Source organism: Pseudomonas sp. F220 (assembly GCF_057813935.1).
This window is the reverse complement of record NZ_JBVASJ010000022.1, coordinates 77,591-93,796: the sequence shown is the minus strand read 5'-3', so window position 1 is coordinate 93,796 and position 16,206 is coordinate 77,591. Positions and strand designations below refer to the sequence as shown.

General features: G+C 58.1%; 15 protein-coding genes. 12 read left to right on the top strand and 3 right to left on the bottom strand.

From position 1 onward, the window contains the following. The first annotated feature begins 190 nt into the window (after positions 1-190). The 6 genes from ACZYSM_RS18995 (at position 191) to ACZYSM_RS18970 (ending at position 5,765) form a co-directional block, all read left to right on the top strand. Positions 191-1,090 (top strand): DMT family transporter, encoded by a 900-nt coding sequence (locus ACZYSM_RS18995; protein ID WP_489073451.1) that lies wholly within the window; start codon positions 191-193, stop codon positions 1,088-1,090. Positions 1,091-1,265: 175 nt separating this feature from the next. Further along, positions 1,266-1,805 carry a GNAT family N-acetyltransferase gene (locus ACZYSM_RS18990; protein WP_489073449.1) on the top strand — a complete coding sequence of 180 codons (540 nt, stop codon included), beginning with the start codon at positions 1,266-1,268 and terminating at the stop codon, positions 1,803-1,805. 446 nt (positions 1,806-2,251) lie between these two features. Further along, entirely contained in the window at positions 2,252-2,659 is a 408-nt protein-coding gene (locus tag ACZYSM_RS18985; protein WP_489073447.1) for a hypothetical protein, read from the top strand. Between the two features lie 62 nt (positions 2,660-2,721). Further along, on the top strand, positions 2,722-3,150 hold the full coding sequence (locus ACZYSM_RS18980) for a bleomycin resistance protein (protein ID WP_489073445.1): 429 nt from the start codon (positions 2,722-2,724) through the stop codon (positions 3,148-3,150). A gap of 390 nt (positions 3,151-3,540) precedes the next feature. After that, a complete protein-coding gene (locus ACZYSM_RS18975) occupies positions 3,541-5,091 on the top strand; it encodes a phospholipase effector Tle1 domain-containing protein (protein ID WP_489073465.1) in 1,551 nt (516 codons plus the stop codon). Beyond that, entirely contained in the window at positions 5,091-5,765 is a 675-nt protein-coding gene (locus ACZYSM_RS18970; RefSeq protein ID WP_489073443.1) for a DUF2931 family protein, read from the top strand. The genes ACZYSM_RS18975 and ACZYSM_RS18970 overlap by 1 nt, the downstream gene beginning before the upstream one ends. 78 nt (positions 5,766-5,843) lie before the next feature. Here the strand turns inward: ACZYSM_RS18970 and msrA are convergent, their stop codons facing one another. The 3 genes from msrA to msrB form a co-directional block, all read right to left on the bottom strand. Continuing rightward, positions 5,844-6,569 (bottom strand): peptide-methionine (S)-S-oxide reductase MsrA, encoded by a 726-nt coding sequence (gene msrA / locus ACZYSM_RS18965; RefSeq protein ID WP_489073441.1) that lies wholly within the window; start codon positions 6,567-6,569, stop codon positions 5,844-5,846. Between the two features lie 193 nt (positions 6,570-6,762). Further along, positions 6,763-8,571 carry a cytochrome c biogenesis protein DipZ gene (locus ACZYSM_RS18960; RefSeq protein WP_489073439.1) on the bottom strand — a complete coding sequence of 603 codons (1,809 nt, stop codon included), beginning with the start codon at positions 8,569-8,571 and terminating at the stop codon, positions 6,763-6,765. A 44-nt stretch (positions 8,572-8,615) separates the two neighbouring features. Further along, complete coding sequence (gene msrB / locus ACZYSM_RS18955) at positions 8,616-9,134, bottom strand: peptide-methionine (R)-S-oxide reductase MsrB (protein WP_489073437.1); 519 nt, start codon at positions 9,132-9,134, stop codon at positions 8,616-8,618. Positions 9,135-9,555: 421 nt separating this feature from the next. Between msrB and ACZYSM_RS18950 the strand changes: the two genes are divergently transcribed. The 6 genes from ACZYSM_RS18950 (at position 9,556) to ACZYSM_RS18925 (ending at position 16,152) form a co-directional block, all read left to right on the top strand. Next, positions 9,556-10,272, top strand: a complete 717-nt coding sequence (locus ACZYSM_RS18950) for a response regulator transcription factor (RefSeq protein WP_489073435.1) — start codon at positions 9,556-9,558, stop codon at positions 10,270-10,272. Then, complete coding sequence (locus tag ACZYSM_RS18945) at positions 10,269-11,795, top strand: sensor histidine kinase (protein ID WP_489073433.1); 1,527 nt, start codon at positions 10,269-10,271, stop codon at positions 11,793-11,795. The genes ACZYSM_RS18950 and ACZYSM_RS18945 overlap by 4 nt, the downstream gene beginning before the upstream one ends. Positions 11,796-12,132: 337 nt before the next feature. After that, the gene (locus ACZYSM_RS18940) at positions 12,133-13,107 is read left to right on the top strand and encodes an amino acid ABC transporter permease (protein WP_489073463.1); all 975 of its coding nucleotides are present in this window, start codon (positions 12,133-12,135) and stop codon (positions 13,105-13,107) included. Between the two features lie 75 nt (positions 13,108-13,182). Then, positions 13,183-13,911 (top strand): amino acid ABC transporter ATP-binding protein, encoded by a 729-nt coding sequence (locus tag ACZYSM_RS18935; protein ID WP_489073461.1) that lies wholly within the window; start codon positions 13,183-13,185, stop codon positions 13,909-13,911. A 54-nt stretch (positions 13,912-13,965) separates the two neighbouring features. Further along, positions 13,966-14,799 carry a transporter substrate-binding domain-containing protein gene (locus ACZYSM_RS18930; RefSeq protein WP_489073431.1) on the top strand — a complete coding sequence of 278 codons (834 nt, stop codon included), beginning with the start codon at positions 13,966-13,968 and terminating at the stop codon, positions 14,797-14,799. A gap of 66 nt (positions 14,800-14,865) precedes the next feature. After that, on the top strand, positions 14,866-16,152 hold the full coding sequence (locus ACZYSM_RS18925) for an NAD(P)/FAD-dependent oxidoreductase (RefSeq protein ID WP_489073459.1): 1,287 nt from the start codon (positions 14,866-14,868) through the stop codon (positions 16,150-16,152). Positions 16,153-16,206 lie beyond the last annotated feature (54 nt).

Below are 16,206 nucleotides of genomic sequence, written 5' to 3'. Positions count from 1 at the left end.
CTCAGTTCAATTTGTTCGTCTTCACTGAGCACGATGTCCTGAGAGTTCATGTGATCACTCCAAGTACTGACTGACCACAGAAGCATAGCTCAGGCTAGAAACTTATTTAAGAGACAGGACACTAGCGCGCCCGCAACGTTAATGCTGCGCGGCTAAATCAGGGTGTTGCCTAACCATCAGTGGAGTCGCTATGTCGACCAACAGGGCTGTACTTGAGTTGACGGTGGGTGGCTTGATGCTCAGCCTTTCTGCCTTGGCGGTGGCCTTCGCCCATATTGGAGCAGGAGGCGCCGGGTTTTATCGGATGCTGTTTGCCTCGGTGTTGTTTTATCTGTTTTTGAAACTTCGCAAAACCCCGGCAAAGTTACAAAACAGCAAGGCCAGGTTATACACCGCGCTGGCGGGCGTGTTTTTAGCGGTTGATTTGATTCTCTGGCACCAGAGTATCTACATCGTCGGCCCGGGCATTGGTTCGATTTTGACTAATTGCCAAGTCTTCTTTATGACTTTCCTGGGACTTTATCTACTGAAAGAAAAACCCTCGATCTACTTTGTGGTATCGATCACTTTGGCGTTCGTCGGGCTGTATATGTTGCTACTACCTGAGATGACCACGACGGTAGGGATAAAGGGCGTTATATATGGAGTACTGTCGGGCTTGGCTTATGCCATTTGCGTGTATTTCCTGAAGATCAACACCCAATTGCCCGATGGCGGCGGAGACAAGATCGCCCAAATGCTTAACCTGAGTATTTGGGCGGCTCTGGTTTTGCTGGGCTACGCCGTCGCGAATGGAGAAAGTCTGGTTATTGCGGATCAACAGACGCTGTTCATGTTGATTATCTATGGCGCGCTCGTGCAGTTTGTTGGCTGGCTATTGGTCAACCGTTCGATTGGCTCCATTAGTTTGGGCCTGGCCGGTTTGATTCTGCTGCTGGAGCCGGTGATCACCTACTTCATCGATGTCGCCTTCTTGAATAAAGCCAGTTCTGCGCTGCAAATCAGCGGTGCGTTGCTCACCCTCCTTGCGGTTTACATTGGCTCGATAAAACCACCGGAGAAGGCTGCGCCACTGACTGAGCCGGCTTGACTGGGTGGTCGATTGGGCTTGTGTCATTCAGTGCAGTCCGTTTGGCTTCCCGGCAAGGCAACGCGGTGCGGCTGCTACGCGCGGTGATCACTGTATGCAAATTTTTAGATGACTCTGTGTCTGACATTGCCATTTAATCCAATCTAGCATCGTCTGCTTTACCAAGGTGCATGCGATGAATGAGATTCCCGACGGTATTGATTTTTCAGGGTTGACGGCACGTCGGTTAATTCCCAATGACCTCGAACTCATCTGTGTACACCGCGAGACGATGTTCCTCGAAGCGGGGGGAGAGCCATCGGCACTGCGGTTGATGACCGAGCACTTCCGACCCTGGTTGCGCGAGCGTTTGCTCGATGGGCGCTACTACGGTTTCGCGCTGATGGAGGGCGAGCAGCCGGTGGCTGCTATGGGCTTGATGAACATCGACTGGCCGCCCCATCCGTCCCATCCGACCCTGGATCAGCGCGGCTATGTGCTAAATGTGTACGTCGAACCCGCCTACCGACGCCGGGGGCTAGCGTCTGCCCTGATGAAGTTGGCCGAAGCCGAGTTTGTCCAACGCGGGCTGAGTTTCGCGGTGCTGCATGCGACGAAGGTAGGTAAACCGGTCTATGAAGGATTGGGTTGGGCAGCTACCACCGAGATGGCGAAAATCGTCCATCATAGACACGCCTGCTTGGAGGAAGATCTCATTTCTGGCAGATCTTCGTAACCTCTGTACCCATAGGAAAGATTCTGAGCCCACGAAGGAACAGGTGCAGGAACTCATTCAAGGTGCTGAGTGGCTCACGAAGAACATTTTTTAAGCTCACACTCTAGTTCGCAAGGAGCCCTACAGAGCTGACGCTCAACGTTAGCGCCATTCGATGTAAAAATCGGTTGGCTACAGATGAGGCGCTGGTTTTTCGAGAGGAGGCAAAAACAGCAAGCTTCTTGATGTATCCCCACTTGTATCCCTAGATCTAGAATCACGCTCACACGCCATGTAAATACTAAGACACTACAGTCTTCCTCCGGCCCCAAAACTAAGAAAAGCTTTGCATTACAATGCCTTTTTTCATCCGGGCCCGGTATACGGCGTGACAGACATCAGGATAGCTGGCGCGGGTGGAGTGAATAACCACGCGCTCAATCGAACAACGTGAAATGGAGATTCAAATGAAAACTGACTGGAATCAGATCCGGGAGATGATGAACACCGTTATCGACAGCTGCGAGCAGATCGAAAACGCTGGCTACAGCGAGCAGCATCGATCGGCCACTGTTGAGATCAAGGGTCAGGAATACTCGGTACAGGAGTTCCTGATCAGCGCCTGGACGCTGCCGGAAAATATTCGCTACAAGATCATTCAGGAGCGCCACGATAAGGGCGTTGCCCTGCCTTATGTGCCTGAGGCCGCCCGCATACTGGTTGCCATGGCCCAGGCCTGCGGTGAGCTGATCGGCGCACACGACGCCGCACCCGCGCAGCAGGCCATCCGCGGAATGAATCATTGGTACAGCAGCTACGCGGTGCCGAATATCAAGGCGGCGATTGAGAAGGCCAAATCCGGGCCGAGCGAATAGCTTCCACGCTCTAGGGCAGATGGGCGATTATTCAACCGGATAAACATTCATTAAGGATAGGTATGTTTTCACGGAATAAGCTGGTCCCTGAGCTGATTGTCGCCGACATCAAGAAGAGTCTTGATTTCTGGACCTCCTTGATCGGATTTCGAGTGGCCTATGAACGTCCGGAGGTCGGGTTTGCCTATCTGGATCTGGATGGCGCGCAAATCATGCTGGAGCAGTATGACCCTCTCGAACTCCAGTGGGTGACCGGGGCACTTGAAGCGCCCTTGGGAAGAGGCATTAATCTTCAGATTACCGTCGATGTCGTCGAACCTGTTCTCCATCGGTTGGCCGCGGTGCAATGGCCTCTGTTCCAGACGTGTGAAGACGTCTGGTATCGAGCGGATGCGGTCGAAGTCGGGCAGCGTGAGTTTCTGGTCCAGGATCCGGACGGGTACCTTGTTCGATTAGTAGAAAGTCTGGGTGAGCGCCCCTACACGCCGTGAAAGGTCAGGCCTTGAATCGGCCCGCCACAACCGAAACACCCGCCGAGCATTCCCATGAAGAAACTTCGCTTCCACTTCCGCTGAAAGCCCCAGCGCTACGCCGTAGCAACTGCAGCGACAATATTCGTAGTGCTCAGAGACGTTGATCGATCTGGCCAAATACCAGAACAGGTGACGAAGCCTGAGGTGATCCAACGCCAGTTCCCTCTGCCCTCCTTCACCAAAGTTCAGACCCTTCCTACATCAATCCCTTTGGACAGTCCGCTAGTCTCTGCGCGCCCCTCCCGGTAGGAACGCGTCTAGCGGCGTACCTGTCGGGCTAAAGCCACTTCGTGTTAGCCGTGTCGGTTGAGTGGCGTGATTGTTCAATCATGGATCAGGTGTCAAGGAATGAGTGGATACGTAGCCAATATCGACAAGAAAAAACGCGCGGCAGAGCTCAAAACCGTCGAGCCGGTCGATCTGCATGCCCAATACTGGGCTGAGTACGAGAAGCACGGGAAAAAGCCTGCCCCACCACCGGATAAAGTAAAAATCACCCTGCGCATTGGCGTGTTTTTCGATGGCACTGGCAACAACGCCAACAACACTGCCATGGGCATGACCTGCGGTGCCCAACACGCGATCAAACCCCAGGACCTCGATGCCAGTTGCAAACCGTACATGTCCGATCCGGACAGCAGTTATGGCAACGATGTCAGCAATGTGGCCAAGCTGTTTGAGCTTTATCTGGAATCCAAAGAAGTGGAAGGCGAAAGTCAGCAAAAGCTGGTTTCGCGGAAGATCTACGTCGACGGCATCGGTACCCAAGCGGGGCAAAAGGACAGCCTAATGGGCTCCGGCACGGGGCGCGGTGACACTGGGGTGGCAGGACGCGTGCAGCAGGTGTTTAACCGTATCAAAGGGCTTATCGAAGATATTTCCAAGGAAAACTCCAACGGCGAAATCAGCTATCTGATTTTCGACACCTTCGGCTTCAGCCGGGGCGCAGCGGCGGCGCGGCATTTTGCCAATGAGCTCGTGCGGGGTAAACAAGGCCCGCTGGGCGATGTGCTGCGCAGCAATGCCAAGGCCTTTAGCCCCACCTTTAATGATCAGTACAAAAACGATATCCATGTGGGCTTTATCGGCCTGTTCGATACCGTGGCGTCCATTGCCGGCCTGACCAACCTGGGGAATGTGAGCAGCGCGATCGCGCCGGGGCTCAAACTCCACCTGTCGCGCAAATACTTTACTGATGTCGTGCACCTGGTTGCTCGTGACGAGCAGCGCGCCAATTTCCCGTTGAGCCGGGTCAAGCCTGACCATCCTGAAATCACCCTGCCCGGTGCGCACTCGGACATTGGCGGTGGTTATCTGGAAGAGGCCGAGGAATGTGTACTGATCAGTCCGATGCAAGCGCTGACAGTGGACAAGGGGAGCGATGTAAAAAACACCTCGATCTATCGAGATGCGATGCAGCAAAAAAACAGGATGATCGCTCAGGGCTGGCCCACGACGATGTTGGAGATCGTCACACCAGAACCTGTCTTGCTGGAGGCTGACAAGCAGGATTTTATGGGGCCCCGCAAGCAGCGGGTGTATGTCGGTGTGCAGCTCAAGCGCCCAGTGAGCGGCTCGCTGTCGCGGGTGTACCTGCGGGTTATGTACGCGTTGGCCAAACAACAAGGCGTGCGGTTCGACGTCATTGATGAGAACGACCAAAACTACAGCATTCCCTCGGAGCTCCAGCCGCTCTGTGACAGGTTTGTCGCCGGCGACTACAGCATCACGCCGGCCGAGGACACACAGCTTAAGCTGCGGTATATCCATACCTCGGCCCACTGGAACCATCCGCTCGGCAAAACCGAAAGCGCCCCCAAGCTCCTTTATATCAATGCGCCCACGTCAGATGCCGTGCGTGTGCAACATCCCCACGTCCCCGAATGGGCACTCCTGTGATGAAAGTATTTATCACCCTGCTGGCCATGCTGTTGATAAGCGGCTGTCAGGCCGTAGACCCGTTGTCGGGTGAAAACGACCCTAAGGATATTTGGTGGAGCCTCAGTTTTACCGAGCCGTATTACATGAAAGTGTGGGTCGAAGACACTGCCGTTATCGACATCAACGGAACGCTGTTTCGACGTACCGGCGGCGGCGGGGCGGCCGGTGGAGAACCCGAGAACAGCATTGAGTCAGCAAGGGGCTGGGGTGGAGGTGTTGGAGGCGTTGGAGGCGTTGGAGGGAGCATTAGAGCCGTGGTGGGTGCAGACTTACCCCAACGCATTTTTGTACGCTGGCAATCAGTGGTAGAGCCGCAGACCTACCGCACCTGGGTGGAGATCCCGCAAGAAGCCCGACAGATCATGCACACCTCAACCCACCGGCGCTGTCCAGAAACTCCGGAACGGACCGCCCGCTTCATGGCCTCGGTCATCATAGGGCTTGCCCCCGGCGGTATCGTGCAGGTGTGGGTGCGGGATAACTGCGCCAATGCGATCAAAGTTGCCCGCGCCCAGGCCGAGGTGGAGCCATTGGGCCCGCATCTTGGAAAGTCTGGAGGAAACTTCTACCCACAGTCCGAGAAGTCCAAACGCTATATCGAGAAATATGGCATCCCCTACGGAAGCTGGTGATCAATTGTGGCGAGGGAGCAAGCTCCCTCGCCACAGGTTCTGCGCTCGACGCCTCTTCCTTGAAATGATTGGCCCCCCCTACCTCCCCGCCTTCACCAACACCGGTTGCTCCTGATAGCGCTCCGGATACAGCTGCTTAAGCTGCGCCACCTTCGGCATATCGTTGATCACGATGTAAGGGTAGGTCGGGTGCTCTGTGAGGAAGTCCTGATGGTAGTCCTCGGCCGGGTAGAAACCTTTGTAGGTTTCGAGCTTGGTGACGATCGGTTTGTTGAACGAATGCGCCGCGTCGAGTTGGGCGATATAGGCCTGGGCGACGTGTTGCTGTTCGCTGTTTTCCGGGAAGATCGCCGAGCGGTATTGAGTGCCGGTGTCGGGACCCTGACGATTCAGTTCGGTCGGGTTATGGGCGACTGAGAAGTAGATCTGCAGCAAGGTGCCGTAGGTCACTTGGCCAGGGTCGAAGGTGACTTCGACGGATTCGGCGTGGCCTGTGTTGCCGTCGCTGACCTGTTCGTATTGTGCGGTGTTGGCGGCACCGCCGGCGTAACCGGAGACGGCTCGTTTGACGCCTTTTACGTGTTGGAACACGCCTTGTACGCCCCAGAAGCAACCGCCGGCGAATACTGCGGTTTCAGTGTTGGATTTGCTGGCTGGCTCGTCCAGGGCAGGCGGTGCGATGAGGACTGCGTCTTCTGTGGTGCCAAAGGAAAAGGCGGAGCATTGACCGATGAAGGTGACCGCGGCCAGGCCTAGCAGGGTGCGGCGCCAAGTTGGGCGTGAAAAATTGAATGTGGTTTTCATGGAGGTGACTCCTTAATAAATAGGTCCGGCGAAAGCTCTTCGCTGCATGTCACGCCGCCTTCGCGGGCAAGCCTCGCTCCTACAGATGACCGCGCAAGCCGCAGGGTCGAATATCCTCCTTGTAGGAGCGAGGCTTGCCCGCGATCGACCGCGCAGCGGTCGCTAAAATCCAGAGTGCCCCACGGGCTAGCTTTCAACCAAACGTAAACGCATACGCCGACACACCCGAATCGAGGAATTCAATGCTGAACGTGCGATCCCCAACATCGCCCGGTTGGCGCACGAGCTGATAAAGCCGTTGCTCGGTCACGGTGCCGGTGCCGTCGGGGGCTACGTCAGTACCGTGGGCCGCGCCGGGCATTTGGCCGTCGAGGGTGACTTTGAAGCGCACGGGTTTGCCGTCAAGGCCTGGGCCCAGCACCAAGTGCAAATCCCGAGCATGAAAGCGGTAGACGATTCGACCGGCCGGGGCTGCCAGCGTGGCTTGCTCGGAGCCAACGTTCCATTTGCCCTCCAGCCCCCAATCGTTGAGGGTCGGCGTAGACGGCGGGCTGTAAGCCGAGACCTTGTCAGGTGCCAAGCTGTCGACCGGTACGAAATGTTCGGCGCGCTGGTAGCCGAGGTAAGTCTCCGGTGATTGCACTTCGTTCATGGCCGGGGCCCGTTGCACGCCTTGGGCATCCGCGTTGATCAGGCCATCCGCAACTTTCGCGGCACCGGCTTCGCGCAGCAATTGCTGAATCACCCGCTCCGACTCGGCGTAGTTGCCTTCACCGAAATGGTGGTAACGGATACGCCCCTGAGCATCGGCAAAGTAATGCGCCGGCCAGTATTCGTTGTTGAAGGCGCGCCAGATCTTGTAGTCGTTGTCGATCGCCACCGGGTAGTTGATGCCGAGATCTTTCATGGCTTTGGTCACGTTACCCACGTCGCGCTCAAAGGCGAATTCCGGAGCGTGCACGCCGATGACCACCAGGCCCTGATCGCGATACTTCTCGGCCCAGGCTTTGACGTACGGCAGCGTGCGCAAGCAGTTGATGCAGGAGTAGGTCCAGAAATCCACCAACACCACTTTACCCTTCAAGGCCTGGGTGGTGAGTGGCGGCGAGTTGAGCCATTGCACAGCCCCGTCGAGCGACGGCAGATTGCCTTCGATCGGTAATGCCGCAGCCTCTTTCACGGCCATCTTCATCGCGCCGCCTGCGGCCATCATGCTCGAACCGGGCTGATCCTGGGACTGCGGGATTTGCGCCATCATCGCACCGCTGTTGGGCGGCGCTTTCCCGGCCAGTCGGCCGACCAGCGCCTGTTCGATACCGCCGGTGGAGGCCGTCGAGACCCGCGCCAGAATGCCAGTGTCCAGCCCCAGGGCGATGGCCACGACGCCAGCCAGCATCGCAGCACCTAAACCACGGCGCACCCACTCACCGGCACCGATGGAACGCTTCATCGCGGCAAAAACTTTACCGCCCAGCAGCAGTGCACCGGCGAGCGAAGTCGCGGCACCCGCGGCGTAGGCCAGCAACAGCAAGGTAGTGCCGATGCTTGCCCCTTGCAGCGCTGCGCCGGTCAGCACCAGCCCGAGGATGGGGCCCGCGCACGGTGCCCAGAGCAGGCCCGTGGCGACGCCGATCAAGAACGAGGCACCGGGACGTGGCCGGGAATCGGTGCCCGCCGCTTCCGACAGACGACCGCCGGCCGCCACCAGTGGCCGGGTCAGACGTTCGGCCAGGCGCGGCAGCAACAGCGTCAGCCCGAATAGCGCAACGAACAGCAACGCGAGCCAGCGACCGTACTGATTGACTTGCACCACCCAACCGCCGCCCACCGCCGCCAGTGAGGCGACCAGCGCGAAGGTCAGGGCCATCCCCGCCAGCAGCGGCAAGCCACTGCGCAAAAACGGCTGCCCGGTGCGAGCGAAGACAAAGGGCAACACCGGCAGAATGCACGGGCTGACAATCGTCAGTACGCCACCGAGATACGCGAGAACCAGAAGCCACATAGCGTCGACCTGTATGAAGTGAGAGAAGGGGCATTCCCATGGGTTTATGCCGAGTGTTGCTCGAAGGTCAGGGCAAGACCGTTCATGCAGTAGCGCAGGCCGGTCGGTTTTGGCCCATCGTCGAAGACATGCCCCAGATGGCCGCCGCACCGCCGACAATGCACTTCCTTGCGCAGAACGCCGAACGAACGGTCCTCTCGGGTCGCCACCGCGTGGTCCAGCGGTGCCCAGAAACTCGGCCAACCCGTGCGGCTGTCGAATTTAGTGCTGGATGAAAACAGCGGAAGATCGCAACCGGCGCAGGCGAAGGTGCCTTCGCGGTGTTCATCGTTCAGCGGGCTGGTGTAGGCGCGCTCGGTGCCCTCCTCGCGCAAGATTGCGTACTGCTCGGCGCTAAGCATGGCGCGCCATTCGGCGTCGCTGTGGGTCACCTCAAAGGATTCGCCTGCGCTGGCAGAGCTGACCATTGCCGAACTGGTCGTCAACCTGGGCAGCACACCGATGACCAGCGCCGCAATGCCCAGGCCGCCGCCCGCTATCAGGAACTGTCGCCGAGAAAACATGGCTCTCTCCAAAAAATCGCAGTGTTTTGCAATAGGGTCTGTTGACGTTTGGTGGCGAGCCGCGTTGCTGTGCCAACGTGTGCGAGGCAAGGCGCGGGATGCCGCCAATGGTTGTTCCCTTAGCAAATCCCGCAACGCAGCCTCGCGCAAGTTGGCACGCAACCCGAAGGGACGGGGCCCACTTGGCGCAGGGCTGCGTTGCTCGGAACTTATTTGGAACAACCAAACCACGTTCCTCGCGCCTTGCCCTGCGCCAAGTGGGCCTCCGTCGCGGTCGTCACCAAACGTCAACAGACCCTAGAGACAGCCTAGGCTTGAGGTGGTCGCTAAATCCTCACGCCAAGTTAAACAATTCGTGATAACTCGGCCCACGGAAAACCCGCACAATGCCAATCATTGCCTGGCGCAGGATGTAGTTTCAATGGATCAGCCCAAACGTGTCCTGGTGGTCGAGGACGATATGCACATCGCCGACCTGATCTCGCTGCATCTGCGCGATGAGCAGTTCGAGGTCGTGCACAGCGCCGATGGTAATGAAGGCCTGCGCCTGCTGGAACAGGGTGGCTGGGACGCGCTGATCCTCGACTTGATGCTGCCCGGCGTCGACGGTCTGGAAATCTGCCGCCGCGCCCGCGCCATGACCCGCTACACACCGATCATCATCACCAGTGCGCGATCGAGCGAACTGCACCGCATTCTCGGTCTCGAGCTGGGTGCCGACGATTATCTGGCCAAACCGTTTTCGATGCTGGAGCTGGTGGCGCGGGTCAAGGCGCTGCTGCGACGGGTCGACGCGATGGCGCGCAATCTGAAAATGGACGCCGGCAGCCTGACCTCCGGCGGATTGTTTATCGACCCGTTGACCCGCGATGTGTCACTCGATGGCCGGCGCCTGGACCTCACGCCGCGCGAGTTCGACCTGCTGTATTTCTTCGCCCGGCAGCCGGGCAAAGTGTTCTCGCGCATGGACCTGCTCAACGCCGTGTGGGGTTACAGTCACGAAGGCTACGAGCACACAGTCAACACCCACATCAATCGTCTGCGGGCCAAGATCGAGGCCGATCCGGCGCAACCGGCGCGGATCCTGACGGTGTGGGGCCGTGGTTATAAATTCGCTGCAACGGAGGATCAGCCATGAGACTGACCCTCACGCAACGCCTGTCACTGGTGTTCGCCATGCTGTTGCTGGTGTGCTGCGGCACCTCGGCCTGGATACAGGTGCGCTCAAACACGATGCATGAGCTTGAAGTGGTGCAAGGGTTGTCTCGTGATCTGGCCCAGCACATTGCCCACGACACCCAACTGATGGACGCCAACGGCTTGATGCCGAACGCCGTGCGCCAGTTGTTCAGCCAGCTGATGCTGGTCAACCCCAGTGTCGAGGTCTATCTGCTCGACGCCAACGGGCGCATCGTCGGCAATGCCGCGCCAGAAGGACGCATGCGCCGCGAACAGGTCGATCTGGCGCCGGTGCATCGGTTGCTCAACGGCGACGCCTTGCCGATTCTTGGCGACGACCCGCGCAGTGTCGACGGGCGCAAGGTGTTCAGCGCCGCGCCGTTACAGGTCAACGGCCAGCAGGCGGGCTACCTCTATGTGGTGTTGCTCAGCGAGGAACATGACCGATTTGCCGAGCGCGGCGCCACCAGCGTGGCCCTCACTACGGCGCTTTGGTCGATTGGCCTGGTGGCGCTGTTGTGCCTGATCGCCGGCCTCACTGCTTTTGCCTTGATCACCCGCCCCTTGCGCCGGTTGACCGAGACCGTCGCCCATTTCGACATCGACGGTGCACCCGCTGCCCCGCCCTCACCTCCGGCGTCAGACGCATCGGACAAAGCCACCAGCCATGACGAAATCGCCGTGCTCGACGCGGCCTTTCGACAAATGCAAACCCGCCTGGGTGAACAATGGCGCTCGCTGACACGCCAGGATCAGGAGCGTCGGGAACTGGTGGCGAATATCTCCCACGACCTGCGCACACCGCTGGCGTCGTTGCATGGTTATCTCGAAACCCTGTCACTCAAGGACGCCTCACTGACCCCGGAGGAGCGGCGCCGCTATTTGGGCATCGCTCTCGATCAGAGCCGCAAGGTTGGCGGTCTGGCGCAATCGCTGCTGGACCTGGTGCGCCTGGAACATGGTTTCGTGCAGCCGGTGTTGGAGCGGTTTTCGCTGACGGATCTGGTGCAGGATGTCTTCCAGAAATTCGAACTCACCGCTGAGGCGCGGCAGATCGCACTGAAAGCCAACTTCGCCCCCAGCGGGTTAGCGGTCTGTGCCGATCTCGGCCTGATCGAACGGGTACTGACCAACCTGCTGGACAACGCGCTGCGGCATACGCCGATCAGCGGCGAAGTTGAAGTCAGCCTCGTGCCCCAAGGGCCATTCGTAGAAGTGACGATCAGCGACAGCGGCCCGGGCATCGCCCCCGAACTGCGCGAAGGTTTGTTCCTGCGCCCGTTCAACATCGGCGGCGCACGGCGTGATGGCGGACTGGGCTTGCGCATCGTGCATCGGATACTGCAATTGCATGGTCGCGAGATCCGGCTGATCGATATTCCCGGGCAGGGAGCGACCTTTCGCTTTTCGCTGCCGGTGGATGAGGAAATGGCGGCTCAGTTGGCCATTCGGTCGATGAATCTGAATTCGCCTGGGAAGTAGTGCGATCAAGCGTTAGACACAGAACCTGTGGCGAGGGGCAAGCTCCAACATCGGAGAGTTAAGCCGTTACGCAATCTGTAGCAGCTGGCGAAGCCTGCGTTCGGCCTGGCGGCAGCTGCTACAGGAATTGTGCCGAGCTTGAAATTCCTTAGCTTACCGGCATTGCCCCCACAGCTTTCACCCTCGACTGCTCCCCCTCTTCTGCCAATTTCTTAATGCCCTCAGCGACTGACATAACGAATTATGGTCGCTTGTAGTGCCCAATATTGCAGCGTACTACTTGCCCAGCCCCCTCTACCTGAACGAGATCAACGACACATTCAAGCCAGAGGCATCCATGTATCACGACAACATAATTTATAAAAAGAAGTCCAACGATCCTAGATTCCTCCTCGGTGTAGCAGTGGTGCTGTTCCTCGGCGCTTACCTGATGAACCTGGGTAACACTGCCATCAGTCATCTTGTGCAGCCGATTTTCGGCAGTGAACCCGGTACCCTGGCCTATCGGAATATCGCGGTTGGGCTGGCGATTGCCGTGCTCGGCACGCTGAACTTCCATGTACTCGGACGCTTGAAGCTCAAGGTTCAGACCACGGTGGTCTGGATTGAGCTGTTCATTTTGTTCATGGCGTTCTTCGATACATTCAACCTCTCCTACTCCTTCATCCTGGATAAAGTCGGATTTCTGATCATTCAGGGCGCCGCGACCACGCTTTACATTTCCGCGGTGGCGATCGTCATTGCCTTTGTCCTGGCGCTGATCGGTGCGGTAGCCAAGCTCTCGAACAACGGTCTGGCCAACGCTCTGGCGTCTTTCTATACCTCGTTTTTTCGGGGTGTCCCGCTGCTGATCCAGATCTACCTGATCTATCTGGGGCTGCCGCAACTGGGCTATGTGGTCGATGCGGTGCCCGCCGGCATCCTGGCCTTGTCCTTGTGTTATGGCGCCTACATGACGGAAATCTTCCGGGCCGGCATTCAGAGCATTCCCGTCGGACAATGGGAAGCGTCGCGGGCGCTGGGCATCAGCCCGTTCAAGACCCTGACCCAGGTGATCATGCCCCAGGCCCTGAAGGTCATCATTCCGCCCACCGGCAATCAGTTCATCGCCATGCTCAAGGACAGCTCGTTGGTGTCGGTCATCGGCGTCTGGGAGCTGATGTACCTGGCCAAGACCCAGGGCCGCGCGGACTTCCGTCACCTGGAAATGCTGATCACCGCCGCAATGATTTATTGGGCCATGTCGTTCGTGCTCGAAAGGGTTCAGGCAAGGATCGAAAAACGGGTCAATCGATCCACCGTGAGGGGTTGAGACGTGATGACAGGCACCCATACAGCTGAACAACTGCCAACCAAAGCGAATCCCGTCGCCAAGGCCCAGGACTCGATGATTTCCATTACGGGTCTTAACAAGTGGTACGGCAATTTTCACGCGCTGCAAGACGTCGATCTGAACGTCGCGACCGGCGAGATTCTGGTGGTCTGCGGCCCATCGGGCTCGGGCAAATCGACGATGATTCGCTGCATCAATCATCTCGAGAACTTCCAGAAGGGCCATATCAGCGTCAATGGCATCACCCTCACCAGCGAAGCTGAAAGCGTCAGCGCCGTGCGTCGCGAGATCGGCATGGTGTTCCAGAGCTTCAACCTGTTCCCGCATTTGAGTGTGCTGGACAACCTGACCCTGGCCCCGCAACTGGTGCAAGGGGTCTCTTCCACCGAGGCCAAACGTCGCGCGCAGGTGTATCTGGAGCGGGTGCGAATTGCCGAGCACGCCCACAAATACCCGTCACAACTCTCCGGCGGCCAGCAGCAACGCGTCGCCATTGCCCGGGCGCTGTGCATGAACCCCAAGGTGATGCTGTTCGATGAGCCGACCTCGGCCCTTGACCCGGAGATGGTCCATGAGGTGTTGGAGGTCATGGGTGAACTGGCGACTGATGGCATGACAATGATTTGCGTCACCCACGAAATGGGCTTCGCCAGCAAGGTCGCCGATCGCATTCTGTTCATGGATCAGGGGCAGGTCATCGAGCAAGCCACCCCAGCCGAGTTTTTCAAAAACCCGCAAACCGAACGCGCCCGAAAGTTTCTCTCGCAGATCATCGGTCACTGATTTTCAGTTCCTGAACACCCAGCCCTAAAACAATAAATAGACACGGAGATGGACATGCTCACGAATAAACGTGCTGTAACGCTCGCGGCCTTGATGTCGGTGTTGTTTGTCGGCGCCGTTAACGCAGGTCCCGTGCTGGATAAAATCCAGAGCGGCAAAGTGATGACGGTCGCCACGTCCGCCACCTGGCCTCCGCAGGGCTTCATCAACGACAAGAATGAAATTGACGGTTTTGATATCGATGTGTCGAAAGAAATCGCCAAGCGCCTGGGCGTCGAAGTCAAATTCGTCACCCCTGATTGGGATGTGATTACCGCCGGCAAATGGAACGGTCGTTGGGACATGTCCGTCGGTTCCATGACCGCCACCAACAGCCGCGCCCGGCTCCTCGACTTCCCCGCCACTTACTACTACGTCCCGTATGTTTTTGCCGTGCATAACACCTCGGCCCTGAACAGCCGTGCCGCGCTCAATGGCAAGACCATCGGCGTAGAAGGCGGGACAACTTCCGAGGACTACCTCAACCAATCCCTGGCCATCGAGGCGACGGATATTCCGCCGTTCAAGTACGACGTCAAGGCCGGAAAGCTGCGCACCTATTCAGGTTCGCTGGCACCGCTGGATGACCTGCGTCTGGGTGACGGCGTGCGCCTCGACGCCATCCTCACGCAACAAAGCACCCTGCAAGCGGCCGTCAAAAAGAACTACCCGCTCAAGGCTGTGGACAACTCGGTGGTGTTCTACGAGCCGTTGGCGATTGCCATCGACAAGGGCGACCCGGAGTTGAAAGCCAAACTGGGCGAAGTCATCGGTGCAATGCACAAGGACGGCACCCTGACCAAACTGTCCACCAAGTGGTACGGCGTTGATTACTCGACGGTGAAGTAAGCGGGTGGTCGGGGAATTTCGATAATTCCCCGATCTTTTGAGGCCGTTCCCTGAGACTGGATGACTATGCCCTATCCAAAAACCTGGTACTCCCAGACCTCGCTCCAGAACGACGCCAGAGCTGAATTGCTGGCCGATGAAGAATGCGATGTGTGCATCATCGGCGCCGGTATTGCGGGTTTGACGGCCGCGTTGGAGCTGACCCGACGCGGCAAGCGGGTGATCGTTCTTGAATCGCACCGGATTGGCTGGGGAGCCTCCGGACGCAACGGCGGCGTGGTCTCCCCTGGTTGGGCGGAGGGATCTGGCGCTATCCGGAAAAAGCTTGGGCTCAAGAGCGCCAAAGCTTTGTTCCAGCTGTCGGTGGAGGGGGTCAATATTGTCAGGAACAATATTACCGAGCTGGCGCTGCAAGGTTGCGACCCGTCTCCCGGTACGATTCGGGTCAAACGTTACGACGACGGCCCAGCGGTGAAAAATTACGTCGAGAGCATGCAACGCGACTTCGGTTATGAATTGAATTTTCTGGATACCGTCCAAGTCCGAGCGCTGGCCCACACCGAAAAGTACTATCAGGGTATTGAGGATCCACGGGCCTTTCACTTCCACCCCTTGAATTATTGCCTGGGGTTGGCCAGTGCTATCGAACGTGCCCAAGGTCGGATTTTCGAACGTTCAAAAATGCTTGCCTGGCGTCGGGAAGGTGCCGGCAAATCGGTACAAACCGCCCGCGGCAGTGTGCGCTGCAAGGACCTGATCTTCTGCGCCGGCGGTTACGGCGGCAACGAGTTGCAGAAGCTGAGCCGAGCCTATTTGCCGATCGCCACCTACGTGGTGCTGACCGAACATTTGGGCGACTCGATCAAGCACATCCTGAATTCCGGCGCGGCGTTTTCAGACGATCGCCGCGCCTCGGATTACTACCGGGTGGTAGAAGGCGACCGTTTGCTCTGGGGAGGCCGAATCACCACCCGCAACGAACAGAACGAACAGGCTTTGGCCGCCATGCTTAAGCACGACATGGTGTCGGTGTATCCCCAGTTGGCATCGGCGAAGATTGAATTGGCCTGGTCGGGACTGATGGGCTACTCAACCAACAAGATGCCGAATCTGGGTCTTCTTGAACCAGGCGTCTGGGCCTGTACATCGTTTGGCGGCCACGGTTTGAACACCGGTTCCATCGGCGGACGGGTGATTGCAGAGGCGGTGTGCGGCGAGAGCGAGCGCTATCAACTGTTCAAGCCCTACTTTCTGGACTGGAACGGCGGCCCGTTCGGGCTGCTGGCGGCCAATGCCATCTACCAATCGTTGAAGGTCATGGACTTTATGCAGGAAAGGCTTCGTAACCGCTGATTGTCGGGATGTCAGGGGCTGGCTTGTTTTAATGCCAGCCAGTTAAGACGACGA